Annotated in this window: 27 protein-coding genes and 1 tRNA gene; 18 read left to right on the top strand and 10 right to left on the bottom strand. The window is 65.1% G+C overall.

The window, feature by feature from the left end:
* Positions 1-1,014 precede the first annotated feature (1,014 nt).
* Positions 1,015-1,281: a 30S ribosomal protein S20 gene (rpsT, locus tag QM712_RS08750; protein ID WP_415022676.1), complete on the bottom strand. Its 267-nt coding sequence runs from the start codon at positions 1,279-1,281 to the stop codon at positions 1,015-1,017.
* 384 nt (positions 1,282-1,665) lie between these two features.
* Between rpsT and QM712_RS08745 the strand changes: the two genes are divergently transcribed.
* The 3 genes from QM712_RS08745 (at position 1,666) to QM712_RS08735 (ending at position 3,928) form a co-directional block, all read left to right on the top strand.
* On the top strand, positions 1,666-1,983 hold the full coding sequence (locus tag QM712_RS08745; RefSeq protein ID WP_415022675.1) for a hypothetical protein: 318 nt from the start codon (positions 1,666-1,668) through the stop codon (positions 1,981-1,983).
* Between the two features lie 227 nt (positions 1,984-2,210).
* Positions 2,211-2,867: a peptide-methionine (S)-S-oxide reductase MsrA gene (gene msrA / locus QM712_RS08740; RefSeq protein ID WP_415022674.1), complete on the top strand. Its 657-nt coding sequence runs from the start codon at positions 2,211-2,213 to the stop codon at positions 2,865-2,867.
* A 359-nt stretch (positions 2,868-3,226) separates the two neighbouring features.
* Positions 3,227-3,928 (top strand): polysaccharide biosynthesis/export family protein, encoded by a 702-nt coding sequence (locus QM712_RS08735; protein ID WP_415022673.1) that lies wholly within the window; start codon positions 3,227-3,229, stop codon positions 3,926-3,928.
* A gap of 151 nt (positions 3,929-4,079) precedes the next feature.
* On the opposite strand, the gene QM712_RS08730 is transcribed toward QM712_RS08735, so the two are convergent.
* The 3 genes from QM712_RS08730 to QM712_RS08720 all read right to left on the bottom strand — a co-directional run bounded on the left by QM712_RS08730 (position 4,080) and on the right by QM712_RS08720 (position 6,040).
* Complete coding sequence (locus tag QM712_RS08730) at positions 4,080-4,751, bottom strand: dienelactone hydrolase family protein (RefSeq protein ID WP_415022672.1); 672 nt, start codon at positions 4,749-4,751, stop codon at positions 4,080-4,082.
* 158 nt (positions 4,752-4,909) lie between these two features.
* Positions 4,910-5,251: a hypothetical protein gene (locus QM712_RS08725; RefSeq protein WP_415022671.1), complete on the bottom strand. Its 342-nt coding sequence runs from the start codon at positions 5,249-5,251 to the stop codon at positions 4,910-4,912.
* A gap of 24 nt (positions 5,252-5,275) precedes the next feature.
* Positions 5,276-6,040, bottom strand: coding sequence for an alpha/beta fold hydrolase (locus QM712_RS08720; protein WP_415022670.1), 765 nt, complete (start codon positions 6,038-6,040; stop codon positions 5,276-5,278).
* A gap of 462 nt (positions 6,041-6,502) precedes the next feature.
* On the opposite strand from QM712_RS08720, the gene QM712_RS08715 reads away from it, so the two are divergent.
* From QM712_RS08715 to QM712_RS08705, 3 genes are all read left to right on the top strand, one after another.
* Positions 6,503-6,994, top strand: a complete 492-nt coding sequence (locus QM712_RS08715) for a (2Fe-2S)-binding protein (protein WP_415022669.1) — start codon at positions 6,503-6,505, stop codon at positions 6,992-6,994.
* Positions 6,991-9,276, top strand: a complete 2,286-nt coding sequence (locus QM712_RS08710; RefSeq protein WP_415022668.1) for a molybdopterin cofactor-binding domain-containing protein — start codon at positions 6,991-6,993, stop codon at positions 9,274-9,276. Before QM712_RS08715 ends, QM712_RS08710 begins: the two co-directional genes overlap by 4 nt.
* Before the next feature lie 391 nt (positions 9,277-9,667).
* Positions 9,668-10,759: an HD-GYP domain-containing protein gene (locus tag QM712_RS08705; protein WP_415022667.1), complete on the top strand. Its 1,092-nt coding sequence runs from the start codon at positions 9,668-9,670 to the stop codon at positions 10,757-10,759.
* Positions 10,760-10,919: 160 nt separating this feature from the next.
* On the opposite strand, the gene QM712_RS08700 is transcribed toward QM712_RS08705, so the two are convergent.
* Together QM712_RS08700 and QM712_RS08695 are read right to left on the bottom strand one after the other, a co-directional pair.
* Positions 10,920-12,500 carry an AMP-binding protein gene (locus QM712_RS08700; protein ID WP_415022666.1) on the bottom strand — a complete coding sequence of 527 codons (1,581 nt, stop codon included), beginning with the start codon at positions 12,498-12,500 and terminating at the stop codon, positions 10,920-10,922.
* A gap of 231 nt (positions 12,501-12,731) precedes the next feature.
* Positions 12,732-13,142: a VOC family protein gene (locus QM712_RS08695; RefSeq protein ID WP_415022665.1), complete on the bottom strand. Its 411-nt coding sequence runs from the start codon at positions 13,140-13,142 to the stop codon at positions 12,732-12,734.
* A gap of 110 nt (positions 13,143-13,252) precedes the next feature.
* Here QM712_RS08695 and QM712_RS08690 point away from each other — a divergent pair, with 110 nt between their 5' ends.
* The 5 genes from QM712_RS08690 to QM712_RS08670 all read left to right on the top strand — a co-directional run bounded on the left by QM712_RS08690 (position 13,253) and on the right by QM712_RS08670 (position 16,393).
* Entirely contained in the window at positions 13,253-14,227 is a 975-nt protein-coding gene (locus QM712_RS08690; RefSeq protein ID WP_415022664.1) for a Bug family tripartite tricarboxylate transporter substrate binding protein, read from the top strand.
* Between the two features lie 194 nt (positions 14,228-14,421).
* The gene (locus tag QM712_RS08685; protein WP_415022663.1) at positions 14,422-14,700 is read left to right on the top strand and encodes a DUF3551 domain-containing protein; all 279 of its coding nucleotides are present in this window, start codon (positions 14,422-14,424) and stop codon (positions 14,698-14,700) included.
* A gap of 146 nt (positions 14,701-14,846) precedes the next feature.
* On the top strand, positions 14,847-15,290 hold the full coding sequence (locus QM712_RS08680; RefSeq protein ID WP_415022662.1) for an ArsR/SmtB family transcription factor: 444 nt from the start codon (positions 14,847-14,849) through the stop codon (positions 15,288-15,290).
* A complete protein-coding gene (locus tag QM712_RS08675) occupies positions 15,290-15,634 on the top strand; it encodes an SRPBCC family protein (protein ID WP_415022661.1) in 345 nt (114 codons plus the stop codon). The genes QM712_RS08680 and QM712_RS08675 overlap by 1 nt, the downstream gene beginning before the upstream one ends.
* A gap of 21 nt (positions 15,635-15,655) precedes the next feature.
* Complete coding sequence (locus QM712_RS08670) at positions 15,656-16,393, top strand: DUF899 domain-containing protein (RefSeq protein WP_415022660.1); 738 nt, start codon at positions 15,656-15,658, stop codon at positions 16,391-16,393.
* A gap of 187 nt (positions 16,394-16,580) precedes the next feature.
* Here QM712_RS08670 and QM712_RS08665 read toward each other — a convergent pair whose 3' ends face one another.
* The gene (locus QM712_RS08665) at positions 16,581-17,828 is read right to left on the bottom strand and encodes a S1C family serine protease (RefSeq protein WP_415022659.1); all 1,248 of its coding nucleotides are present in this window, start codon (positions 17,826-17,828) and stop codon (positions 16,581-16,583) included.
* A 200-nt stretch (positions 17,829-18,028) separates the two neighbouring features.
* Here QM712_RS08665 and QM712_RS08660 point away from each other — a divergent pair, with 200 nt between their 5' ends.
* The 5 genes from QM712_RS08660 (at position 18,029) to QM712_RS08640 (ending at position 21,075) form a co-directional block, all read left to right on the top strand.
* A complete protein-coding gene (locus QM712_RS08660) occupies positions 18,029-18,646 on the top strand; it encodes a hypothetical protein (protein ID WP_415022741.1) in 618 nt (205 codons plus the stop codon).
* The gene (locus QM712_RS08655; protein ID WP_415022658.1) at positions 18,633-19,007 is read left to right on the top strand and encodes a transcriptional regulator; all 375 of its coding nucleotides are present in this window, start codon (positions 18,633-18,635) and stop codon (positions 19,005-19,007) included. Before QM712_RS08660 ends, QM712_RS08655 begins: the two co-directional genes overlap by 14 nt.
* 30 nt (positions 19,008-19,037) lie before the next feature.
* Positions 19,038-19,778, top strand: a complete 741-nt coding sequence (locus QM712_RS08650) for a di-trans,poly-cis-decaprenylcistransferase (protein ID WP_415022657.1) — start codon at positions 19,038-19,040, stop codon at positions 19,776-19,778.
* A 116-nt stretch (positions 19,779-19,894) separates the two neighbouring features.
* Positions 19,895-20,467 carry a GNAT family N-acetyltransferase gene (locus QM712_RS08645; RefSeq protein WP_415022656.1) on the top strand — a complete coding sequence of 191 codons (573 nt, stop codon included), beginning with the start codon at positions 19,895-19,897 and terminating at the stop codon, positions 20,465-20,467.
* Between the two features lie 122 nt (positions 20,468-20,589).
* Complete coding sequence (locus QM712_RS08640) at positions 20,590-21,075, top strand: Crp/Fnr family transcriptional regulator (RefSeq protein ID WP_415022655.1); 486 nt, start codon at positions 20,590-20,592, stop codon at positions 21,073-21,075.
* Here QM712_RS08640 and QM712_RS08635 read toward each other — a convergent pair.
* Positions 21,014-21,841, bottom strand: coding sequence for a metallophosphoesterase family protein (locus tag QM712_RS08635; RefSeq protein WP_415022654.1), 828 nt, complete (start codon positions 21,839-21,841; stop codon positions 21,014-21,016). The two genes, QM712_RS08640 and QM712_RS08635, sit on opposite strands and share 62 nt — an antisense overlap.
* Before the next feature lie 212 nt (positions 21,842-22,053).
* Here QM712_RS08635 and QM712_RS08630 point away from each other — a divergent pair, with 212 nt between their 5' ends.
* On the top strand, positions 22,054-22,740 hold the full coding sequence (locus QM712_RS08630) for a DNA-3-methyladenine glycosylase I (RefSeq protein WP_415022653.1): 687 nt from the start codon (positions 22,054-22,056) through the stop codon (positions 22,738-22,740).
* Between the two features lie 214 nt (positions 22,741-22,954).
* A complete protein-coding gene (locus tag QM712_RS08625) occupies positions 22,955-23,248 on the top strand; it encodes a hypothetical protein (protein WP_415022652.1) in 294 nt (97 codons plus the stop codon).
* Between the two features lie 220 nt (positions 23,249-23,468).
* Here QM712_RS08625 and QM712_RS08620 read toward each other — a convergent pair.
* Positions 23,469-23,545: transfer RNA gene (locus QM712_RS08620), tRNA-Arg, on the bottom strand.
* 58 nt (positions 23,546-23,603) lie between these two features.
* Positions 23,604-24,647, bottom strand: a complete 1,044-nt coding sequence (locus QM712_RS08615) for a diguanylate cyclase (protein ID WP_415022651.1) — start codon at positions 24,645-24,647, stop codon at positions 23,604-23,606.
* Position 24,648: the final 1 nt, after the last annotated feature.

The raw sequence follows: 24,648 nt of genomic DNA, 5'->3' as shown, positions 1-24,648 counted from the left end.
CCCCGTCCTGCCGTGATCGCTCACGGCAAGGTCCTGCGTGTCTAAAAGACTCCCGCGTCGGAATTGCTCCGGTCGCGGACGCCTCGCCCGTCTGTACTAACCGTTCACCCGGCGTCGCTTTCGCGCGTGTCGGATAGTTTCAATATGCCCCCTGGCCTGTCTCGCTTTGCGTTTGACGCGAACGAGACGCACAGGTCTCGCTTGGAGACATTCAGGCAATGAACTACCGTTCCCATATCGCTATGGGTTTTGTACCGACAATCGCTTGGTAAAGCGCCGCCAACGTGCAGACCGCCGCCGATTTGCACGCTCGCCCCGTTTCCTAAACCGCGCTGGTCTGAAGATCGTGGGCGCCGCGAACGACTTAAGAAATACACGATGCGCTAAGACTCGCAACGAAATTGATTCACACTTGAGGCGCCTAAAAACTTGATCTGCGTTAACGCCGCACGCGACTTGTTCACAGGCCCGAGACCAAGTTTTTGAATCCGCGTGGAGAATCGAACACGAAACGCGATATGTGACAAATCTCGAACGGCGGCCAAAAATATTTTACAAAACCTTCACGCGAGTGCCGCGCGAGCTCATTTTCCAAATGCTTGTCGTCGCTATGTGGATAAGTGATTATCGAAACTCCGTTTTTCGAGTCTCGTTTCGCAGGGTAACTCCACCGCGGCGCACCGTCCGGTGAATCTACGGTGAGAACAACTGGCTTGCGCCGGGATTTCATTTGTGCCCGTCCCGCAGTGCCTTTTCGCAACGCGGTGAAAGTTTCCGCTGTGGCAAAAACGCAGCCCGAAAACGCAGGCTGAAAATGCGCGCCAGGCTCGCAGCTCACGCAGCTGATGAGAATTGCTGGAAAGTTGTGTGACGTCGATCGGAGCCTGCCGACGACAATCGGCCGCAGCGGCGATGATGTCATCCGCGAATGTGATGGTCGCGGCGAATGTGATGGACAACAAAAAAGCCCGGCGAGATGCCGGGCTGATTGACGCACGCGAAGATCGGTCGGGCTTACTTGGCGAGCTTGGCGATCTGCGCGGTGAGCCGCGAGACTTTGCGGCTGGCATTGTTCTTGTGAATGATGTTGCGCTGGGCGGCGCGCATCAGCGCGGGCTCGGCGTTGGCCATCGCCTTCAGCGCGGCGCCGTGGTCGCCGGTCTTGATGGCTTCTTCGACGGTGCGGACGACACCACGCATCTGGGTGCGGCGCGACTTGTTGACGGCGGTACGGCGGGCGATCTTGCGCGTCGCCTTCTTGGCGGAAGTAGTGTTGGCCATGGTCTCAAATATCCTCTGCGGTAGACCGGTCGCGTCTTGATCGGGTGGCGCCGGCAGCTGGACCGCGTAATCGACGCTCGGATTTAGGGTGTTCGGTGCAAGGCCGTTCCCCGAACATGAGCGACGGCCTCGTGGCACTGAGCCCTGGACATCGCCTGCAACTGCTCAAAGAACAGCGGCGGCAGGATTGCGCCCGCCGCCAGTTGGCGCCCTTATAGAGGGGGCCTGAGGCAGCGTCAAACGCTTTCCGGGCTGGAAAACGCGCTTTGGACGCCCCGGGCCCGAGCCCTAACGCCCTGATGAGGTTGAATTTCTGCCGTCAGCCGGGTATTGGCTGGCTTCGTTTTAAGGGCCTTTGGGCCGCACGGCCATAGAAGGTGAGGCATGATCCGCGGCTTTTTCCGACTGATTGGGCTGTTGCTGCTGGCCGGCGGTTTCATCTTCATGGTCTATGACGGCGCCCGCTGGGTGGCCGACCAGAGCCTCCGGTTCACCCGGTTCGGCCAGTTCTGGAACGATATCAACCAGGCGAGCCAGCAGGCCTTCCGCACCTGGGTCGAGGCCAAGGCGCCCTGGCTCTGGACCTCGGTGATCCGCCTCGTGCTGGATCAGCCGGTTTTCGCCGTTCTCGGCGTCGTCGGCATCCTGCTGATGATCCTGTTCCGCCCGCGCAAGCCTTTGATCGGCTATTCGCGCGACTAGAACGGGGTCCGGACCCGAAGGGCCGCGCGCGACGTGCAGGGCGGCTGTTCGGCGAGATCGTGCTCCGGGCGAAACTTCGCGCGGCCGGCGGCGTAACAGGGCTGCCCCTTCGCGCGTAAATGCCTATATTCCCACGATCGCGAGCACGCCGCCCGAGCGCCTGGCTTGGGTAGTTGACTCCAGCACGTCGACTTGGGCGACGGACGGCTCGCTGCGGAGATCCGATCATGCTGTTCATGCGCAAGACCACCGCATTGCCGAGCGCCACCGAAGCGCTGCCGGGCCGTGCGCAAGCCATTCCCACCGCGACCACGCATTTCGTCAACGGCCACCAGCTCAAGCCGCCGTATCCGGCCGGTCTCGAGCAGGCCGTGTTCGGGCTCGGCTGCTTCTGGGGTGCCGAGCGAAAGTTCTGGGAGCTCGGCGACGGCGTTTATGTCACCGCTGTCGGCTATGCCGGCGGCCACACGCCGAACCCGACCTATGAAGAGGTCTGCTCCGGCCGAACCGGCCACACCGAAGTGGTGCTGGTGGCGTTCGATCCGAAGAAGATCTCCTACGAGAAGCTGCTGAAGGCGTTCTGGGAGAACCACAACCCGACGCAGGGCATGCGCCAGGGCAACGACGTCGGCACGCAGTACAGAAGCGCGATCTACACTTACAGCGATGCGCAGAAGAAGGCGGCCGACGAATCCAGGGCGGTCTATCAGAAGGCGCTCGCGGCCAAGGGTCTCGGCACCATCACCACCGAAATCGCGCCCGCGGGTGAATTCTACTTCGCCGAGGACTATCACCAGCAATATCTCGCCAAGAATCCGGCCGGCTATTGCGGTCTCGGCGGCACCGGCGTGTCCTGCCCGATCGGCGTCGGCGTGAGCGCGTAGGCGCAAGCGCCGCGACGGTGCACGTCACTGACCATCGCATATGACGGAAAGCGGGGCGGGAAAATCCCCCTGCGGCCATCCTTCGAGACGCCCGCCTATGGCGGGCGCTCACGGATGAGGCCCGGCTCTGCGGTGAGGTATCAAACCTCATGGTGAGGAGCCCGCCATAGGCGGGCGTCTCGAACCATGCAGGCCGAGCGCGTTCGGCAACCATTCGACTCATATGCGATGGCTGTGCTTGCCCGAGGCAAGGGCGCAGCCTCCCGAAACCGTTTGTTAACCATACCCGGTGCAAGACTGAAGCTGTCTCGTTTCGAGGGATGGTTCTGGTGCGGGTTGCGCGCGCGTCTCGATTGTCGATGTTGGCTGCGGCTGCGGCGCTCGCCCTTGGCGGCTGCATGCAGACCGCCGGTCCCATTGCGATCGCGCAGCCGGGCGGCGATCTCGACGCCATCGCCTATGGCCAGCCCTATCCGGGTCCGCAGCCGGTCGTGGTTGCCGACAACGGCGGCGGCGCCATCGGCGCGCTGCGCAATTCCTTCGCTCCCGCGCCCGTGCCGGTCGGCTATTCCGCGCCGATGGCTGCGCCTGTCCGCTACAATGCCTCCTATCATCTCGATGCCGGCGACAAGCTGCGCGTCGTGGTCTATGGCCAGGAAGGTCTCACCAACAGCTACGCGATCGACGCCGGCGGCGCCATCACCATGCCGCTGATCGGCGCGGTGCCGGCGCGTGGCCGCACCACGGCTGGACTGGCCGGCGAGATCGCCGCGCGCCTGCGCAACGGCTATATCCGCGAACCCTCGGTTGCCGTGGAGATTGAAGCCTATCGCCCGTTCTTCATTCTCGGCGAAGTGTCGGCGCCGGGCCAATATCCCTACGTGCCTAACATGACGGTCGAAAGCGCGGTCGCGATCGCGGGTGGCTTCTCGCCGCGCGCCAAGCGCGACGTGGTCACCATCACGCATACGGAAGCCGGCGCCTCCATGCGCGCGGTCGTCCCGCTCGGCACGCCCTTGAGCCCGGGCGACACCGTGTTCGTCGGCGAGCGCTGGTTCTAGGCTTTCAGCCCAACTCTCGTCACGCGTCATTCCGGGGCGCGCGCCGGCGCGAACCCGGAATCCATGTCTCCACCGACGCTGTCGCATCATGGAGTCCGGGCCCGCGCCTCGCGGCGCATCCCGGGATGACCGTGCAAAGCGACGGGCGCGCTTATTTCAGATGCTTGGCGAAGAAATCCAGGCTGCGCGGCCAGGCGATATCGGAGCTGGCCTTGTCGTAGCTCGGCCGCTCGTCGCAATGGAAGCCGTGCTGCGCGCCGGGATAGACGAAGACCTCGACATCCGGTCGCTTCGCCTTGACGGTCTCGACGTCGGTCAGCGGAATGCCGGTGTCCTTCTCGCCGAAATGCAGCTGCGTCGGCACCTTGGGCTTCTCGTCCGCGAAGCGCACCACCGCGCCGCCGTAATAGCCGATGGCGGCCTTCAGGCCCGACAACCGCGTCGCCGCGACGAAGGCGATGCTGCCGCCCAGGCAGAAGCCGATGATGCCGACCGGACCGGCATTCTTCACGGCATCGATTGCCGCCTGCGTGTCGCGCAGCATTGCGTCCCAGTCGGGGCTGGCGACGAATTTGCGCGCCTCGGCGATCTCGTCGGGCGAATAGCCCGACTGGAAGTTGGGCGAGGTGCGGTCGAAGATCGACGGCGCGATCGCGACATAGCCTTCCCCGGCGAGGCGGTCGCAGATCGAGCGGATATGATGATTGACCCCGAAAATCTCCTGGATCACCACCACCGCGCCCTTCGGGCTGCCACCGGGATCGGCGCGATAGGCGCCGAGCTGGAAATTGTCGGAGGCCGTCAGTTTGATGTCTTGTCCCACGCGGGTTGTCCTTCTTGGTTGGTCATCGATCGGGGCTCTCTCTTCATCCTGAGGAGCGCGTCGGCGCGTCTCGAAGGATGAAAAACCGGGATGCCGGAGGCGGGCCTTCATCTTCGAGACGCTTGCCTTGCAAACTCCTCAGGATGAAGGAAAAGAACTCACTCCCACATCCAGTTCTCGCCGTGATCCTCTTTCCATCCTGCCAGCCGACCGTGACGGAATTGCAGGAACAGGCGGTGGCGGTAGGGGATCAATCCGCTGCCGCCGATGTCACGAAGCGCGAGGTAGATCTCGTTGCCGGGACGCCCGCGCACATATTGCAGCGGCTGTCCCAGCGCTCGCGCGGTCTGTTCGGCGTCCATGCCGAAGGCGAGCGGCGTGTTGTTCGACAATGTCGCGACGAAGGGCAGGCGCGGCGGCACGGTGTTGAACGGCTCGGCCCGCGCGGACGCGGAGAGGAGTGTCGCCATCGCGCCCGCAGCCAACATCGCTCGCTTCATGGTCCAGGTTCCCGTCAAGCCCGCTTATCGCGGCAAGTTCTTCAGGAAAGGCACCACCGCGTCAACAAAAGCCTGCGGCTGATCGATGTTGACGGCGTGTCCGGCGTCGGGAATCACGACCTTTTGTGCGCCCGGGATCTTGGCGGCCATGTAGTCGGACGCCGCCAGGAACGGCGTGTCGTCGGCGCCGACCACGATCAGCGATGGCACCTTGATGTCGGGCAACAGCTCGATCACGCGCGCGTCGCGCTGGGTCAGCATGCCGCGTGCCGCAAGTGCCAGTCCCTCGGCGTTGCGATGGCGGGCGGCGGCGCGTTCGCGCGTTGCCGATTTCAGGACATCGAGGCCTTCCTGGTCGAGCCTGTCGGCGGTGGCGCGCGCGCGTGCATTCCAGGCCTCGCGCGCATCGTCCTTCTTGAAGCCGGGGCCAGTGTCGATGATCAGCAGCGCGCGGGCGCGTTGCGGCGAGGCGCGATAGAAGGCGAGCGACATGTAGCCGCCGAGCGATAACCCTCCGATGATCGCGCGCTCGGCGCCGACAGCATCGAGGATCGCCGCCATATCGCCGACGGTCAGCGCTTCGCTGTACGCCGCGGGGTCATCGGGATAGTCGGACTGGCCGTGGCCGCGCATGTCCCACAGGATGAGCTTGTGGTCCCTGGCGAGCGCATCGACCTGCCCATGGCACATCGCCGAGGTCGAGGAGTAGCCGTGGGTCAGCAGCAACGGCGGACCCTCGCCATGAACCTCGTAGTAGATCCCGACACCGTCCCGATCGATCTTCGGCATATCTCCCGTCCTTTCGTTCTTCTTCCCGCCGCTGCACCCTCTCCTCTTGCGGGTGAGAGGTTCTGTCCGCGAGTCCCATTCTCATCTGAACATACGAAGAGAACACCTCATCTGTGCTTAGCGCCACCTTCTCCCACGAGGCGCGTAGGTGCATCCGAAATCACGGCGATCTCTCTTTGGCTTGATCGTACCCTAGCGTGACCGGTTACCCCGAAGAAACTGCCTGAACGCGATGGCATGCATGCCGGAAGCGCCTCCGTTGCGTTCAGTCGCTATGCCAACGCCGTTGTCGCAGCGCACAACGAACAGATGCCGAGATAGTTTCGATCGATTCCAAATTGCATTTGCCTCTGCGCTTGAACGCGATCATTCTTGCGGCCGATGCGGGCGTCGGCCCGGTGGGCGTTCGCGACTCAAGTTGCCGCCGTAAGCGGCTTCATGCACCGGCAGGGGAAGACGCCTATGCCAACTCTCACCATCAACGGGCGGAGTATGCCCGTGGATGCGGCGAACGATACGCCGCTCCTTTGGGCCATCCGCGAACAGTTGCAGATGACCGGCACGAAATTCGGCTGCGGTGCCGGGCTGTGCGGTGCCTGCACCGTGCATGTCAACGGCGAAGCCGTGCGCTCGTGCCAGACCATGGTCGGCGACGTCGCCGGCAAGAAGATCACCACCATCGAGGGCCTCTCCGCTAAGGGCGATCATCCCCTGCAGAAGGCCTGGATCGCCGAGCAGGTGCCGCAATGCGGCTACTGCCAGTCCGGGCAGATCATGCAGGCGGCCTCGCTGCTCGCCAAGAACTCCAACCCGACCAAGGAAGAGGTCGTGGCGCATATGGACGGCAATCTCTGCCGTTGCATGACTTATTCGCGAATCCAGAAGGCGATCATGCGCGCCGCAACCGAGATGCGCACCGCGTCCGCCGCCGGCAACGAGCGGAGGCCCACATGAATCAGCACGTCAAGAACATCACACCCGAGGCAACCGATCTCAGCCGCCGCTCCTTCCTCGTCGGCACGGCCGCGACCGGTCTCGTGCTCGGCTATGCCGGCGTGCCCGGCATCGACCACGCGGTCGCTGCAGCTCCCGCCAATTTCGAGCCGAGCGTCTGGTACGCGATCGCGCCGGATGGCCTCGTCACCGTGACCTGCGGCAAGGCCGACATGGGCCAGCACATCGCCTCCACCATGGCGCAGATCGTCTGCGAGGAACTGGGCGCGAAGTGGAGCGACATGCGCGTCGCGCTCGCCTCGAACGATCCGAAGTTCAACGACCCCGTGCTGGGCGCGCAGATCACCGGCGGAAGCTGGTCGACCATGATGAACTTCGAGGCGATGAGCCGGGCAGGCGCGGCCGGCCGCATGGCCCTGACCGAAGGCGCGGCCGCCGCGATGGGCGTGCCGGCGTCCGAGCTCGTGGTGCGCGATTCCGTGGTCGCGCATGCGAAGTCGAAGAAGCAGATGTCGTTCGCCGACATCGTCAAGAGCGGCAAGGCGACGAAGACCTTCACGCCGGACGAGCTCAAGGCGATCAAGCTGAAGACGCCGGATCAATACACCATGATCGGCGTGTCGGTGCCGCAGCTCGACATCCCCTCCAAGACCAACGGCACGGCCAAGTACGGCATCGACGTGATGCTGCCGGGCATGGTCTATGGCGCGCTGGTGACGCCGCCGGTGCGCTTCGGCGCCTCGGTGAAATCGGTCGACGACAGCGGTGCGAAGAAGGTGCCCGGCTTCATCAAGGCCGTCACGCTCGATGACAAGACGCAGACCACGTCGGGCTGGGTTGTCGCAGTCGCCAACACCTATGCCAACGCCAGGAAGGCAGCGGAGGCGCTGAAGATCGCCTATGACGGCGGTCCGAACGCCAAGCTGTCGAGCCAGTCGCTGCTCGACGAAGCCAAGCGGCTGCAGGGGCTCGACGATTCCGGGCAGTTCTTCGTCAAGGACGGCGATCCCGCCGCCGCCATCGGCACGGCGGCCAAGGTGCTGGAGGCGGAATACACCACCAGCATCAACATCCATGCGCCGATGGAGCCGATGAACGCCACGGCGGAGTTCAAGGGCGACATCCTGCACGTCTATTCCGGCAACCAGTTCGCGACGCGCTCCGGCGCGATCGCGGCGGGCGCCGCCGGAATCGACCCGAAGTTCGTCGTCATGCACCAGATGTGGCTCGGTGGCGGCTTCGGCCGCCGACTGGACGCGGACATGATGGTGCCGGCGGTGCAGGCGGCGAAGGCCGTCGGCAAGCCGGTGAAGGTGATCTATTCGCGCGAGAACGACATGACGATGGATTTCTCGCGCCCGCTCACCTACCAGAAGGTGAAGGCCGGCGTGGACGGCGACGGCAAGCTCGTCGCGCTCAGTCACGACGTGGTCTCGGCGTGGCCGACCGCGCGCTGGGGGATCCCCGATTTCCTCTCGCCCTCGGTCGACAAGAAGGGCCCGCTCGATGCCTTCACGGTCAACGGTGCCGACTTCTTCTACACCGTGCCCAACCATTATGTGCGCGCGATCAAGAACGAGCTCGCGCACAATGCCACGCCGTCGGGCCAGCTTCGCTCGGTGGCCCCCGGCTGGACCTTCTGGGCGATCGAAAGCATGATCGACGAGATCGCGGTGGCGACCAGCCAGGATCCCGCGCAGTTCCGCATCTCGCTGCTGGACGGCAAGGGCAAGAACGACGGCGGCGCGCAGCGTCTGCGCAACACGCTGCTCGCCGCGATGGGCCTGGCCGGCTACGGCACCAAGAAGCTCCCGAAGGGCGAAGGCATGGGCGTGGCCTGCGTCTCGTCGCAGGAGCGCGCCACGGCGAGCTGGACGGCCTGTGTCGCCCACGTCGTCGTTGCACCGTCGGGCGAGGTGACCGTGAAGAAGCTCACGGTCGCGACCGACGTCGGCACCCAGGTGCATCCCGACAACATCCGTGCCCAGGTCGAGGGCGCGGCGCTGTGGGGCCTGTCGCTGGCACTCTACGAGAAAGCGACGCTGAAGGACGGTGGCATCGAACAGACCAATTTCGACAGCTACACGCCCTTGCGCATGAGCCAGGTGCCGGAGGTCGCGGTCGCCGTGATCGCCAATGGCGAAAAGGCCACCGGCGTCGGCGAGCCGGCGGTGACGGTGGTGGCTCCCGCCATCGGCAACGCCATCTTCAACGCCTCCGGTGCCCGCGTGCGGGCGCTGCCGATCACGGCCGAAGCCGTGAAGGCGAACATGAAGGCGTAAGGTCGATCGCGATTGTGACCTGAGACGATCCGCCGGAGGCTTGCCTCCGGCGGATTGTTTTCGAGGTGGTCAGGCCCGGGCTCGCCCCAGGCATCCACGTTCTCCGGAGCGCCGTTGAAGGCATGGACCACCGCGGCATGCGCGAGCGGAAGCGACGCCGTCCCTCGGGCGGCGATGCCAGGTCGGCGAAAAATCTCCTTTGTCGTCAATGGGCGTCCTACTGTGCATGGGGTTGTTTTCGCGACTTTTGCCGGGAGGCCGGCATGGACACCGAAATCCGTAAAATTGCTCGCAATTCCGCAGGGTTGCGTTGAGCACGCCTCTTAAGGGCCGGGGAACCTGAACCGGCTTAGGCTGACGCCGAATAGAGTTCCGTGCTCCCGGGGAAGCCATGACCGCGTCAGCCAAAACCGCCAAGCGCCAGCTGCTGCTGGCCTCGGATCGCAGCGACCAGAGCAGCGAGCTCGCCGGCATCCTGAAGGCCGTGGGCGACGTCTCCATGGTGTCGACCCAGGAGATCCCCGAACAGCCGTCGCGCGATCTCTCAGGCATCGTGGTCGACATCAACCTGCGCTCGCCCGAAAGCGTGCAGCGGGTGCGCAACAAGCTGCGCGCCGATGCCTATCGCACGATGCCGCGACTGTTCGTGCTTGCGGACGCCCTGCATCACGGCACCATGCAGGCCTGGGCGCTGGGCGCGACCGACACGATCTCGCGCCCGCTGCAGCCCGAGGCGATCCTGCAGCGCATCCGCGCCGCATTCCCCGACACCGCGACCTACGACGCGACCGATCGCGGCAAGACGCTCAATCGCGGCGTCGAGGCGGCGCATGCCGTCCTGACAAAAATGTTCAACAAGATGCCGCTCGGCGTCGCGCTGACGTTCGATGACGTCGTCGCCACCGAGAGCAAGATCCTGAAGGCGATCAAGCATTCTTCGCTGCGCGAATGGCTGACGACGGTCGGCTGCCACCATGTCGGTAGCTACCGCCACTGCCTGTTCGTCACCGGTTTCGCGGTCGCCTTCGCGCAGCATCTCGGCATGCGCGAGGACGACCAGCGCCGGCTCACCCGTGCGGCGCTCCTGCACGACGTCGGCAAGGCCTTCGTTCCGACCGCGCTGCTCGACAAGCCGGGCAAGCTCACCGACGAGGAGATGGACGAGGTCCGCCAGCATCCGCGGCGCGGCTACGAGGCGCTCGCGGCGCAGGGCGGCTTCCCGCCGGAGATGCTCGACGTGGTGCTGCACCATCACGAATTCCTTGACGGCACCGGCTATCCGAACGGATTGTCGTCGAACCAGATCAGCGACATCGTGCGGCTGACCACGATCGTCGACATCTACGCCGCGCTGGTGGAGAAGCGTGCCTACCGCATGCCCTTCACTCATGCGCGCGCCTTCACGATGATGGAAGGCATGGGCGGCAAGCTCGATCAGCAATTGCTGCAGGCGTTCCGCCCGGTGGCGCTGGGCTCGTTCTGACGCAATTCGGCGCCGCTGCGAAGCTCCGATGTCGTCCCGGCGTGGGCCGGGACCCATAGCCCCGGGAAGTAGTTAGGCGAAGACCCGTGGTCCGGTATGGGCATCGCGCGCCATCGCCGGATCACGCGGCATGGGCCCGGCCTGCGCCGGGACGACAGCCTCATCCCACCAGCTTCCGCAGCTCCGCCTTCGCCACCTTCTCCAGCGTCGAGCGTGGCATGTCGTCGACGAACCTGATCTCGTGCGGCACCTTGAAGTCGGCGAGGCCCGCGCGGCAGGCGGTCATCACGCTGTCGTGCAGGTCGGGCCGCGCACCGTTGACGCCGCCGTGCGGGATGATGAAGACCACCGGCACCTCGTCCAGCATCGGATGCTTCTTGGCCACCACCGCCGCCTCGCGCACGCCGGGGACGACCGCGATCACCTGCTCGATCTCGGACGCCGCGACGTTCTCGCCGCCGACCTTCAGCATGTCCTTGGCGCGGTCGCCGAAGCGGATGTAGCCATTCTCCTGGCGCACGACGCGGTCGCCGGTGATGAAGAAGCCCTGCGCGTCGAAGCTCTCGCGCGTCGCCTTCTCGTTGTGCAGGTATTCGGCGAACAGCGACAGGCCGGGAATGCCCTTGATCGAGAGGTTGCCGGTGTCGCCGACCTCGGTCGGCCGCCCGTCGTCGTCGGTGACGCGGATCTGGTATTCGGGCGCCGCGCGCCCGATCGACATCGGGATGTTGGGCTGGTCGACCTCGCCGATGATGCCGTGCGTGATGGTCTCGGTCATGCCCCACCAGCCGATGATCTTGACGCCGAACGCGGCGAAGGCCGGCGGCTCGTTGATCGCGGTGCCCCACAGGCGGAACTTGTGGTCGCGGGGGATCTCCTGCTCGAGCAGCGCCTTCATGCAGAACGGGATCGTCGAGGTCCAGGTCGAGCCGTGCTCGCGCGCCACGCGCCAGAACCGGCTGGCCGAGAAGCGCGGCTGGATCACGCATGTGCCGCCGACCCACAGCGTCGCCAGCATGGAATAGGCGAGCGCGTTGGTGTGAAACAGCGGCAGGTAGATCTGATGCACGTCGCTGGCATGCAGGTCCTCATGCGCAGCGTTGATCTTGGCGCCCCACAGCGCATTGGCGTGGGTCCACAGCACCGCCTTGGGACGCGACGTCGTGCCCGAGGTGTATTGCACGCTGCACGGGGCGAGCGGATCGGCGGCGCGCCGCGGCCGGTCGGCGCTGTCGGCGAACAGCGCCTCGAAACTGTCGCCGCGCGCGACAGCCTGTGCAGGCGCGGCGCCTGCGTCATGCGCGGTCACGGCGATCCAGCGCAGCTTGCGGCAGTTCTGCGCGACGATCTCGGCATAGGCCGGCTGCGTGATTGCGGCGACCGCGCCGCAATGATCCGCGAAATATTCGATCTCGGCCGGCGCCGAGCGGGTGTTGGTGGTGACCGCGATGGCGCCGAGCTCGACACAGGCGAACCAGGCGAGGAGTGCCTCGATGCAATTGTCCAGGTGGATCAGCACATATTCGCCGGGCCTGACGCCGCGCTTTGCGAGCCCCGCCGCGAGCGCGCCGACCCGATCGTGAAACTCACCATAGCTCCAGTGCCGCGCCGGCGCATCGAACGGCGCCCAGATCAGGAACGGATGATCGCGGCGTATCTCGGCCCGCATCCTGAGCAGCCAGGGGACGTCCAGGCCTGCGAAGGGACCCACGATTCCAGCGGCGGTTTGCGAATTCGGCATGTGTCCTCCCGTGCGGCCTGCATCTTGCGCGCGGCCGCTTGTCGATTATTGCGTCTTCCTGCCACCGGATGGCGCGGGGAGCAAATCGCGAGGCGCGTTGGGCTGTCCGCGCGCCCTCGTTCGTCATTGCGGGGAACGAAGCGACCAAGCCATCCAAGCTGTTCCCGCGAAGACGGCCTGTATCGCTTAGCCCGCAATGACGGCGCTCGCGCGGTGCGGCTTGGCCGGCCTTCAATCCTCGTACGATGAAATCTCGATCAGGCTGCCGTCGGGATCCCGGCAATAGACCGAGCGCAGCGTGCCGCGGGCGCCCTGCTTGGAAACCGGGCCTTCCTCGATCGCGATACCATGTGCCTTCAAATGCGCCACCACCTCATCGGGCGTGGCGGAGGTGAGGAAGCAGAGATCCTCGCTGCCGGCGGTCTGGTGGTCGGCGGTGAACCATTCCACCTTGTCGGCATCGCGCGGCCGGACGTTGATCTTCTGGTTGCCGAATTGAAGCGACGTCCGCGGCGCTCTGCCGCCGCCGGGATCGAACACCCTGACCTCCATGCCGAGGATCTTGCGATACCATTCGGCGGTCGCCGCGACGTCGGTGACGTTGATCACGAGATGGTCGAGAGCCTCAACCTTGATCGCCATGCCTCATCCTTTCGTCGCGGTACGAGGTGCGCACTTTCCGCATGCTGCGGGCTTTGTTACAACGCCGTCCAAGACGCGTTCAAGAACAACAAACTGGGAGAAACGTTGAGATGATCACTCGCCGTACCGCGCTGGGCCTGCTCGCTGCCAGTCCGTTTGCAGCTACCCCTTTGTCGAAGGCCCTTGCCGCGGATTATCCGACCCGTCCGGTGAAATTCGTGGTCGGCTATCCGCCGGGCGGGGCCACCGACATTCTGGCGCGGCTGATCGGTCAGCGCCTGTCGGAGCGGCTCGGCCAGCAATTCGTGGTCGAGAACAAGCCGGGCGCAGGCAACAATATCGGCACCGAATCCGTCGTCAATGCCGAGCCCGACGGCTACACCGTGCTGCTGGTCAATCCGGCCAACTACATCAACGCCACGCTCTATTCGAACCTCAAATTCAATTTCGTCCGCGACATCGCGCCGATCGCCTCGTTCCAGCGCACGCCGAACGTGATGACCGTCAACAAGGACGTGCCTGCGAAGACGGTGGCCGAGTTCATCGACTACGTGAAGGCCAACCCCGGCAAGGTGAACATGGCTTCGTCCGGCAACGGCACCTCGGTGCATCTGTCCGGCGAGATGTTCATGTCGATGACGGGCTGCAAGATGCAGCACGTGCCCTATCGCGGCGCGGCGCCCGCGATCACCGACATGCTCGGCGGCCAGGTGCAGGTGATCTTCGACAACATGCCCTCGATCATCCAGCACATCCGCTCCGGTTCGCTTCGCGCGCTCGGCGTCACCACCGCGCAGCGCTCGCCGCAGCTTCCCGACGTGCCGGCGATCGGCGAAACCGTGAAGGACTACGAGGCGAGCGCGCTGTTCGGCATGGGCGCACCCAAGAACATGCCCAAGGACATGATCGCCAAGCTCAACAACGAGATCAACGCGCTGATGAAGGAGCCCGACATGACCAAGCGCCTGGTCGAGCTTGGCGGTGATCCACTGGTGCAGACGCCCGAGGCGTTCGGCAAGGAGATCGAGGCCGAGACCGCCAAGTGGAAGAAGGTCGTCGAGTTCGCCGGCCTGAAGGTCGAGTAGCGCGCTTGTGATTGCGCGGAATGGAGCCCTGCCGCATGGCAGGGCTTTTTCTTGCGTGGCTTGCCCTTTCGAGCTGGAATAAAACGAAGTGGCGAGACCTGATGTTGCATGAGACGTGAGCGCGCCCTGGACGCGAGCTTGTCTTGGGACGCGCGCGTGTCTCGGGGCGCAGGCTGAAGAGAGGAGTTGGAATCATGCGCAAGATGCAATTGGCGCTGCTGACGCTGGGTGCGACGGTCCTTGCCGGTTCCGCCAACGTCACTCCCGCGGTGGCGCGCGATTACCCCTGGTGCGCGCAGGGCGGGGAATACGACTATCCCGGCGAATGCGCCTACAGCACCTACGAACAGTGCCAGGCCAGCGTTTCCGGCCGCCTGCTGTACTGCGGTCCCAATCCGATGGCTGCCTATGGCCAGGCGCCGCAGCCGCAATCGCGGCCGCACCGCCGCGCACGGCCGGTCGCGCCGAACTAGTCGCGACGGCGCGACGCCGATATCCCTGGGAAGCGGCTTCGCCGCGGCCTGATCACGCGGTCGTGCGGACCCTCAGGTGCGGGTTCCTGCTTGACGACCCGATGCGCGAGCTTATACTAAACCATATGGTTAAGTATAAGAACGAGATGCTGGATCGAACCTTTGCAGCGCTGTCCGATCCGACGCGGCGTGCCATGCTGGCACGTCTCGGCGAGCAGGATAGTCTGTCGGTGAGCGAATTGGCCGCGCCGTTTCCGATCTCGCTGCCGGCGATCATGAAGCATCTCGACGTGCTGTCGGATGCGGGTCTGATCGTGCGGGAGAAGGCCGGACGCACGGTTTCCTGTCGCCTCACCGCGCAGCCGATGGAGCAGGCGATGAACTGGCTCAATCGCTACGCACAGTTCTGGTCCGACAATCTCGATCGACTTGCCGCTTTCGTGGAGGACAACCCATGGCCAATGCAGCCGTCAACGCCGATCCCCGCGCCGCCGAGCACGCGACAGAGCGTCCGAGCCTCACGCTCACGCGACGGCTCCGCGCGCCGCCCGAAAAGGTCTATGCCGCCTGGACGCAAGCCGAGCAGCTAGTGCGATGGTTCGGGCCACCGAACATGAAGCCGGCGTCGCTCGATGCCGAACTCGATGTCCGCACCGGCGGGCGCTATCGCATCAGCTTCACCCGCGACGATGGCGAGTATTTCGAAGCCAGCGGAACCTACCGCGAGGTCCTGCCGAATGAACGGCTGGTGTTCACCTGGGCCTGGCATTCGACGCCCGAGCGCGAATCGCTGGTGACCATCACGTTCAAGCCGGACAGCGTCGGCACGCTGATGATCTTCCACCATGCCCAGTTCTTCGACGAGACCGCGCGCGACAATCATCAGCGCGGCTGGAACTCCTTCTTCGACAAGCTCGACGCCTTCGTCGCCTGATTTCCGTCCAGGGAGAACGCCATGCAACAACATCAGATCGTCTCGCGGGAGCAGTGGATCGCCGCACGCAAGGCCCATCTTGCCCACGAGAAGCAACTCACCGAGGCGCGCGAGCGTCTCGCCGAGGAGCGCCGCCAATTGCCCTGGGTGAAGGTCGACAGGAATTACGTCTTCGACGGACCGGAGGGCAAGGTGACGCTCGGCGACCTCTTCAAGGGGCGTCCACAGCTCGTTGTCCAGCATGTGATGTTTGCGCCGGACTGGGACGCCGCGTGCAAGAGCTGCTCGTTCTGGGCCGACGGGTTCGAGCGCATGGTGCCGCATCTCGCAGCGCGCGAAACCACCATGGTCGCGGTCTCGCTGGCACCGGTCGACAAGCTCGATGCGTTCAAGAAGAGGATGGGCTGGACGTTCGACTGGGTGTCCTCGGGCGGCAACGACTTCAACTCGGAATACGGTGTGACCTTCTCGGCCGAGCAGATCGCCACCGGGGAGCCGATGTACAATTTCGGCACCACCCAGATCTACGGCGCCGAACTCCCCGGCATCAGCGTGTTCTACCGCAACGAGGCCGGTGAGATCTTCCACACCTATTCGTGCTTCGCCCGCGGCCTCGACATGATGAATGCCGCCTATCAATATCTCGACCTCACGCCGCTTGGCCGCCACGAGCAGGGCCTGCCCTATCCGATGGACTGGGTGCGGCTGCGCGATCAGTATGAGCCGCAAGCGGCAAAAGGCGCGTGCTGTCACGGCTGAAGGGCATCGACGGGGTCATCGCCCGCCTTCGCGATTGCGAGCCTGGAGCGGGCGATCCGGTCGTCCGCAAACGATGCGAGGCTACGGAGAAGCCGCCTGCCGGGCTTCCCGCAGGAGCCCGTCACCCGTCGTGCAAGGCGAGCTCTGGCGCGGAAAATGACGGCGGCAATCGGCGCGACGGCGCGGTTCAACGCTTCGCGTCGGCCTGTTCCGCGCGGTTGCACAAGATGTACATCGTATAAGGCCGCGCGTTGCCGGCGATGTCGGTGGTTTTGATTTCGCCCTTCGGCTCGGCGGTCTGGTAGGGCACCACAGAATTGTCGAGGAAGTCGCGCAGCGCGCCGGTCTTGATGGCGAAGCTGATGTTTTCGGGAATGTTGCCGGTCGCGGCGGCGAAGCGCAGACCGTCGAGCTTGCCGGTCACGACGCCGACGACCTGTCCGGTGGTGTCGAACAGCGGGCCGCCGCTGTTGCCGGGCTGTACCGCGGCGGTGATCTGCAGGAAGCGTGAGTCGTTCCTGAAGCCGCTGAGCGAGCTGACGATGCCTGTCGTTACGGTGAAGTCCGAACTCAGGAGTCCATGGAAAGGGAAGCCGATCGCGATGACGGAATCGCCGGAGCGGATCGAACGGTCGCGGATCCGGGCGAAGTCCTTGAATGTCGCGGTCGACGGCGCCTGCAGCAAGGCGAGATCGTTGTTGGCATCGCTCGACACGACGCGCAACGTCATGCCCGCCTCGCCGGTGAGATTGCCTTTGATGTCGCCGACGCAACCGTCGATCACATGATGGTTGGTGATGATGTGTCCGTTGGCGCTTACGACGAATCCGGTGCCGGCCTGGGCTTTGGCCGATTTGCGGCCGGCGGGCGGAGAGGCCTGCTTGTCTTGCGCGACCTGTGGCTTGCCGGCGCCCTTGGTGAAATCACCGGCCTTGCTGAGTCCGTCCGCCTTCACTCGGGTCACGCAATTGGTCAATGCCGCGATCACGGGCCCGGCCGAGTTGAGATCGAAATTAAGGACGGTGCGGCCGCTCGTCGCGACCATCAGGCTTGCTCTCTGGAAGATTCGCACGACGTTGGCGGGCATGACGGATGTGAGCATGTTCGTCTGGTTGGCCGTCGCGAACAGTCTCGCCTGCTCCTGCCCGTCAAAGATGACGTCGATCGCGGCGTTCTCGCCCTGCTTGAAGCGGTAGCTGGGACTGGCAAAGCTCAACGTCCATAAGCCGGCAGCACTCTGGCCGACGACGAGGATGACGCCGTTGCCGTAGGGCGTCGTCGCCGCACAATGCGAGAAGGCGCCCGTCTCGTCGTTGCTGAACGCGCCCCCGATCCAATTGCCGACATTGACGGAGCCGAATGGCCCGGCCGCGGCCGCAGTCCCGACGGCACCAACCTGCAACAAGGACGCGACGACCAACGATTTAAGCCACATAACAGCCCCCCGGAACCCTTTTGTGTCCATCCTATCTGGATGGGCGGGCGCCACGCAACCGGCAGTTGTCAGACGGGGGCCGATCCCCACGGGCTGACTTTCCGACTTGCCTTTGCTTTGCGACGCGATATGCTTTGCGATACAAAGTGACGGGGCGTGTAACCCCGACAAGATGGGCGGAGCGGGGCTTGGCATTGCCGATGCACGATCTCGACAAGGCGCTGGCTGATATCGGTGCGATCCGCAGCCAGATCGCGGCGGGGACGGCGTTTCGCGGCTACGGACCGGCGACGATGGCTGCGACCGGCGGCGTCGCGCTGATCACGGCAATCCTGCAATTCTGGCTGCTCGGCGATCCCACCAGCGAGCCCCTCGGCTTCTTTCTGGGCTGGTTCATCGCCGCCACGCTCTCCGGCTTGATGATCTGGATCGAGATGCGCGCGCGCTCGCGCCGCCATCATTCGGGCCTGGCCGACGCCATGATTCATCAGGCGGCCGAGCAGTTCCTGCCTGCAGGTGTCGCCGGCGTCCTGCTCGCGGTGGTGATGTGGAAGTTCGCGGCCGAGACGCTGTGGCTGCTGCCCGGCCTGTGGCAAATCCTGGTGTCGCTCGGTATTTTCGCGTCCGTGCGTTCGCTGCCGCGCACCGTGGCGCTCGCCGGTGCCTGGTATTTCATTTCGGGCTTTGCCGTCGTGCTGCTGGCGAGCCAGACCCACACGCTGTCGCCGTGGACCATGGGCCTGCCTTTCGTGATCGGGCAGTCGGTGATGACGGCGATCTTGTATTTCGCGTCCGGAGACAATGATGTCGAAGACTGAGAGTGCGCCCTTTTCCTATGAAGGGCTCGATCGCGTGATCCACGAGAAAGCGAGGCTCGGGCTCCTGACCTCGTTGATGGCGCATCCGAAGGGGCTCGCATTCGCCGACCTCAAGCAGCTCTGTGGACTCACCGACGGCAATCTCAGCCGGCATCTCGCCGTGCTGCAGGAGGCCGGACTGGTCGACGTCATCAAGGGCTATGAGGGCAATCGTCCGCACACCACGTGCCGCCTCACCAAGGCGGGCCGCCGCCGCTTCCTCGACTACCTTGCCGTGCTGGAGCGGCTGGTGCGCGACGCCGCCAAGGCCGCGGGCCGCGAGGCGCCACCGCTCGGCCGCCTCGGTATCCTCTCGACTTGATCGTCCCCTTTTTTGACCGGAGACTTTGCAATGCAAAGTGATGTCACGCCCCCCGACGACAAGCTTCATGTCGGCATCATCATGGACGGCAACGGACGATGGGCGACCCGGCGCGGCCTGTCGCGCGCGCGCGGTCATGAAGCCGGCGTCGAGGCGATCCGCCGGATCGTCGAGATCGCGCCGAGGCACGGCATCGGCACGCTGACGCTCTATGCCTTCTCGACCGACAATTGGCGGCGGCCGAGGGCGGAGGTCGCCGCGCTGATGACGCTGTTGCGCTTCTATCTCGCCAATGAAGTGCAGAGCCTGGTGAAGAACGGCGTGCGCCTCTCCGTGATCGGCCGCCGCGACCGGCTGCCGGAGGGCATCGCCACCGCGATCTCGCGTGCCGAAGCTGCGACGTCGGACGGCCGCGCATTGCATCTGCGCATCGCCGTCGATTATTCCGCGCGCGATGCCATCCTCAACGCCGCCGCGAAGGCGGCCGCGTTGACGAGCCTCACGCGTGAAGCGTTCTCGCAACTCGTCACCGGCGAGGTGGGCTTGCGCGACGTCGACCTCATCATCCGCACCAGCGGCGAGAAGCGGCTGTCGGACTTCCTGCTGTGGGAAGGCGCCTATGCGGAGCTGCATTTCACCGAGCGGATGTGGCCCGAGTTCGATGCGGCCGATCTCGCCGAGGCGTTGGCCTCGTTCCACGGTCGCGAACGCCGCTTCGGCGGCCTGCAGGCGATCGTCCCGGCGGAGGTGCCGTCGCTCTCGCGAGCGTGATCGGCACAGCTCCTTCTGTTCGTTTTCAGCCGCATCATTGGCGGCGCCGTCCAAGCGGCGCGTGCGCGGCTTCGGTTAGGTCTGCGCTCTCACGCAACCTGCCGAAGGCGTCACGCATGTCACACATGTTTCCGGAATCGCTCGTCGACCCGGCTTTTTTACCGCCAGGCGAAAGCGAAACTCGTTCGCCAGGCGACACCGCGCGGGCGATCTGCATCAGGGCCGCCGGCGTGTCGGATGTGGCGGGCCTGTCGGCTTATTTCACTGGTCTCTCCACGACATCGCGCAACAAGCGCTTCATGGGCGCGCGCGCCGACATTGCCGCCGTCGCGGCCGAGTGCCTGCCGGATGCCGGCCGCCCCGATCATTTCACCCTGCTCGCGGAGGTCGGAGGGGAAGGGCGGAGCACGATCGTCGGCGAGACGCGATACGCCTATGATGCGGCCGCGGGATGGGGAGAATTCGCGATCTCGGTCGCCGATGCATTCCAGCGCAGAGGGCTCGGCCTCTCGCTGATGACCGCGATGGAGATGCGCGCCATCGATCTCGGCCACGAGATGATCGCAGGCGATGCCGCGCGGACGAATGCCGAGATGCGCGGCCTTGCGAGAAAGGCCGGGTTCAGCCCGGCCGAACCCAACGATTGGCAATCGGTCCACTTCGTGAAGCACCTGACGCCGAGGATGTAGGTCGAACGCCGCGCGCACCGCGGCCTTCGCCGGTGTGCGGAAAATTTGAGCAAACCCGTACAAGCGGCTGCGCGTTGGCATGTAACGTGCTCTACTGGCTCCTGTGACAGGAGTTTTCGGCGATGCGCGCGGTTCTGGACTATTGCACCGGCGGAACGGAGCGGCGGGTTGCCGCCGGCACGCTCGTCGTGACCGAGGGCGGCACCACCGGCCATCTCTACGTCCTGATGGAGGGAAAGCTGGAGGTGACCAAGGGCGACATGGTGGTCGCCACGGTCACCGAGCCCGGCGCGGTGCTCGGCGAGATGTCCGTGCTGCTCGGACAGCCGCACACCGCAACCGTGCGGGCCTGCTCGGACGCGGTGGTCTACGAATTCGAGGACGCCGCATCATTTCTGCGGCGGGAGCCGGATGTCGCCCTGCTGCTGGCGCGCATGCTGGCGCAGCGGCTCAATGTCGCCAACACCTATCTTGCCGACCTCAAGCGGCAATATGCCGGGCACGGTACGCACCTCGCGATGGTCGGCGAGGTGCTCCAGAGCATGATCAACCTGCCGCCGCTTGAGGTCTCGCCAGGCTCGGATCGGCAATCCGATCCAAGGATCTGAGCCAGTCCGGCGTGTCCTCGACCGGCAGGGCCGGTCGCTTCAATGGCGCGGCAAGGTCGATCCATTGCGCCTCGCCGGCCGCGAGCCAGAATGCCTGGTGCGCATCGAAATCCAGCACGATATGCGTCGGCGGCCGTCCCGGCTGCAGCCCCGCGTTGAAGACCCAGGTCTGGCCGACGCGGTCGAACCAAGAACCGTCACGGATGAACGGCGATTGATGCACATGGCCGGAGATCACCATCGACGGCTGATACTGCATGATCCACTGCACGAGCTCGACATCGCCGAAGAAGCGCTTCCCGCCCCAGCTCGTCGGCGAATTGGCCGGTGGTGCGTGATGCGCCCATATCCAGCGCGGCGGGCGGTGGGTCGACGCCTCCCGGAGCTGGTCGGCGAGCCGCTGCTTGACCAGCGGGCCATCCCACCATGGGCACACCGTGAAGAGCGTATCGCGGATGGTGAGGCTGTCGCCGTCGCAGGCAATTCCGAGCTCGCGCACCTCCGCGATCCAGCGCGAGACCTTCTCGCCCTCCGCGTTGCGCTCGTCGAGATCATGATTGCCGGAGCAGAGGATCACGCGGGTTTGGGCGCTGAGCAGGGCAAGGTACTTCTTCACCACCACGATCTGCGCGCGAAAATCCACCGCTGAGCCGATGTCGAGCGCATCGCCGGCAAAGATCACCAGGTCGAATTGCGCCGCGGCGCTGACCAGCCAGTCGAACTGCGGCAGCGAATAATGCAGGTCGGCCACGACCAGGCAGCGCATGGAATATCCATTCGTGAAAAACTGAAAATGCCCAAAAATCCAGGGTTTCCCGAAGCAAGAAGCAGACCATCACGGCCGCCGGCTTGCCGATCCGATGACGAGCAGGCTGCGGCGCATTGGCGCGCGATCGTCCGGGTGCCACTGGAAAGGGATCAGGGCTGGACCGGCTCTTCGAATTCTGGTGTCGTGGGTCGCCCGAACCTGGGGACCCCATGACCTCCTTCAAGACCATTCGTGCCCGTGCCGAGAAGCGCAAGGGCGGGCCGAAGGCGCTGGACAAGCTGATGCCTGACAGGCCCGACCTGAAGGGCCTGGCCAAGCTCGGCGACGATCGCATCCTCGCGGAGATGGCCCGGCGGGTGTTCTGCGCCGGCTTCACCTGGAGCGTGATCGAGGCGAAATGGGACGGCTTCGAGGACGCCTTCCTCGGCTTCGTTCCGTCCAAGCTGACCTTCCAGCCCGAAGACTATTGGGAGGGCCTGATGCGCGATGTGCGCATCGTGCGCAATGGCGCCAAGATCATGTCGGTGCGCGACAACGCCGGCTTCGTTCGGGACATAGCGAAAGAGCACGGCAGCTTCGGCAGGTTTCTGGCGAAATGGCCGTCGTCCGACCAGATCGGCCTGCTCGATCTCCTGACCAGACGCGGCAGCCGGCTCGGCGGCAACACCGGGCAGATGCTGCTTCGCTTCGTCGGCTGGGACGGCTTTGTCACGTCGCGGGATGTCGTCGCGTGTTTGCGCGATGCCGGCCTCGACGTCGCCGAGGACGTGAAATCGAAGCGCGACCTCGCCAAGGTGCAGGCCCAGTTCAACGCGTGGTCGGACGAGACCGGCCTGCCCTACACATATCTGTCACGCATCTGCGCGCTGTCGGTCGGAGAGAACCGGAACGAGTAGCGCTCCCGCCGCTGCGCATCCGCTTCCAATGATGTGCACACCGTGGCGATCTCGTGCCGCGAACGCGGCAGATGCAACCATCGATCACGAATTGCATCCCATCGGAACGTTTGTCCGCAGCACTCGTTCGGAGCCTGAGCGGGGTGAACAAGGTGCGGGGAACACCTGCCTTGGCCGCTATCCACGAAACGGAAAGCCAGAATCGGAACAGCTCATGAAACTTACATCCGCGCAGGTGACGCAGACCGTCAATCAACTCGGCGCACAGGTTCTGCCCGACGAGCATCCGGCCATGCCGCAGCTCAACAGCATGTTCGGCGAGCACACGTTCTTCGTCGATGAAAGCGGACTCAAGGTGCTCGAGCCCGCCCAGTCTCCCGGAGCAGAACGCCATACCGGCGAGGTCGTCAGCCTCGCACATTGGAGCGATGCGGATCTGACGCGGCTGATGGCGCACGAGCCGGAGCCGACCGGCGTGATCGTCGTGTTCGAGCACGTCAGGCACTGAATGATCGGGAGGGCGCGATCGCGCTCGCAACGGCTGGGTCTCGCCATGCTGCCGCAGCGGCAGTGTGGCGAGCCGCCTCAATGATCGGCAGGTTGCGGGTTCGATGCGCTGGTCTCTCGGTCACGAGGCCGGATTCGAACACGTCGTTCACGCCCGTCTTCGGCGCAAACCGGGAAACCGCGATCCAAAACGCGCGATCAGGGAGGGCTTTGATGGCAGCTGGCGCACCCGACACGATTCGAACGTGTGACCTTTGCCTTCGGAGGGCAACGCTCTATCCAGCTGAGCTACGGGTGCAGTGGGGTTCATTTAGCCGATTGGCGGGTGGTGGGCAACCGCTTCTCGCCGCGCCGGTCTAGGCGGATTTGCTCCGGGAAGGTGCCGGAACCGGCGGGGGCTCGCGGCCAAGGGCGGCGAACTCGGCCAGCATCCGGTCGGCGCAGATGACGCGGTTGCGGCCGAGGCGTTTGGCCGCGTAGAGCGCCTGGTCGGCCGCGCCGAGCAGCCGGTCGGGGGCTCCGTCGCTTTCACCGGGGACATGGCTCGCCACACCGACGCTGAGCGTGACGTAGTCGCCGGCGCCGATGGCGCCATGGACGATCTGCAGGGCCATGACCGCGCCGCGGATGTCCTCGGCGACGGCGCAGGCGGCGTCGCAGGTCATGTCCGGCAGGATCAGCGCGAACTCCTCGCCGCCGTAGCGGCTGGCGAGGTCGAGCGGACGCACCGCGTGCCGGCTGACGACGGCGGCGATCGCGCGCAGGCACTCGTCGCCGGTCTGGTGACCGTGCCGGTCGTTGAACAGCTTGAAATGGTCGACGTCGACGAACAGCAGTGTCAGGGGCTTCTGCGTCCGCTGGGCGCGGGCCCATTCGGTCATCAGCATCTGGTCGAACGATCGGCGGTTCGAGAGCCCGGTCAATCCGTCCTTGGTGGCGAGCTCCTTCAGCGCCGTCTCGGCGCGCTTCTGGCCGGTGAGGTCGCGCAGCGTTTCCACCACCGCGATCAGGTTGCCGGCCTCGTCGTGGATCGGGCCGGCGTCGATGGCGAGATAGAGCTGGCTGCCGAGCTTGGGCATCACGCACCAGTTCTCCGCGCTGAAGCCGAGCCCGTTATGGCCGCGCGCGGCGTATTCCGAATAGAGCTCCGGCAGTCTTTCCGGCATGTCGAGCGCGACGAGATCGGCGAGGCAATGCCGCCTCGTCTCGTAGAACGCCTGCCAGTGTTTCGTGGTGCCGATCACCTCCGCGGCGGCGACGCCGGTCAGCCGCTCGCAGGCCCTGTTCCAGATCACGACGCGGCGCCTGGGATCGATCACGAAGGTCGGCACGACCAGATGCTGCATCAGCCGCACCGCATAGGAATCCGCGACGTCGACGGTCTTGGCCGGCTTTGCCATC

The organism is Bradyrhizobium sp. (assembly GCF_047605465.1).
GTDB lineage: Bacteria > Pseudomonadota > Alphaproteobacteria > Rhizobiales > Xanthobacteraceae > Bradyrhizobium.
Note: the sequence above shows the minus strand (reverse complement) of the source record. Positions and strands in the feature narration are given on the sequence as shown.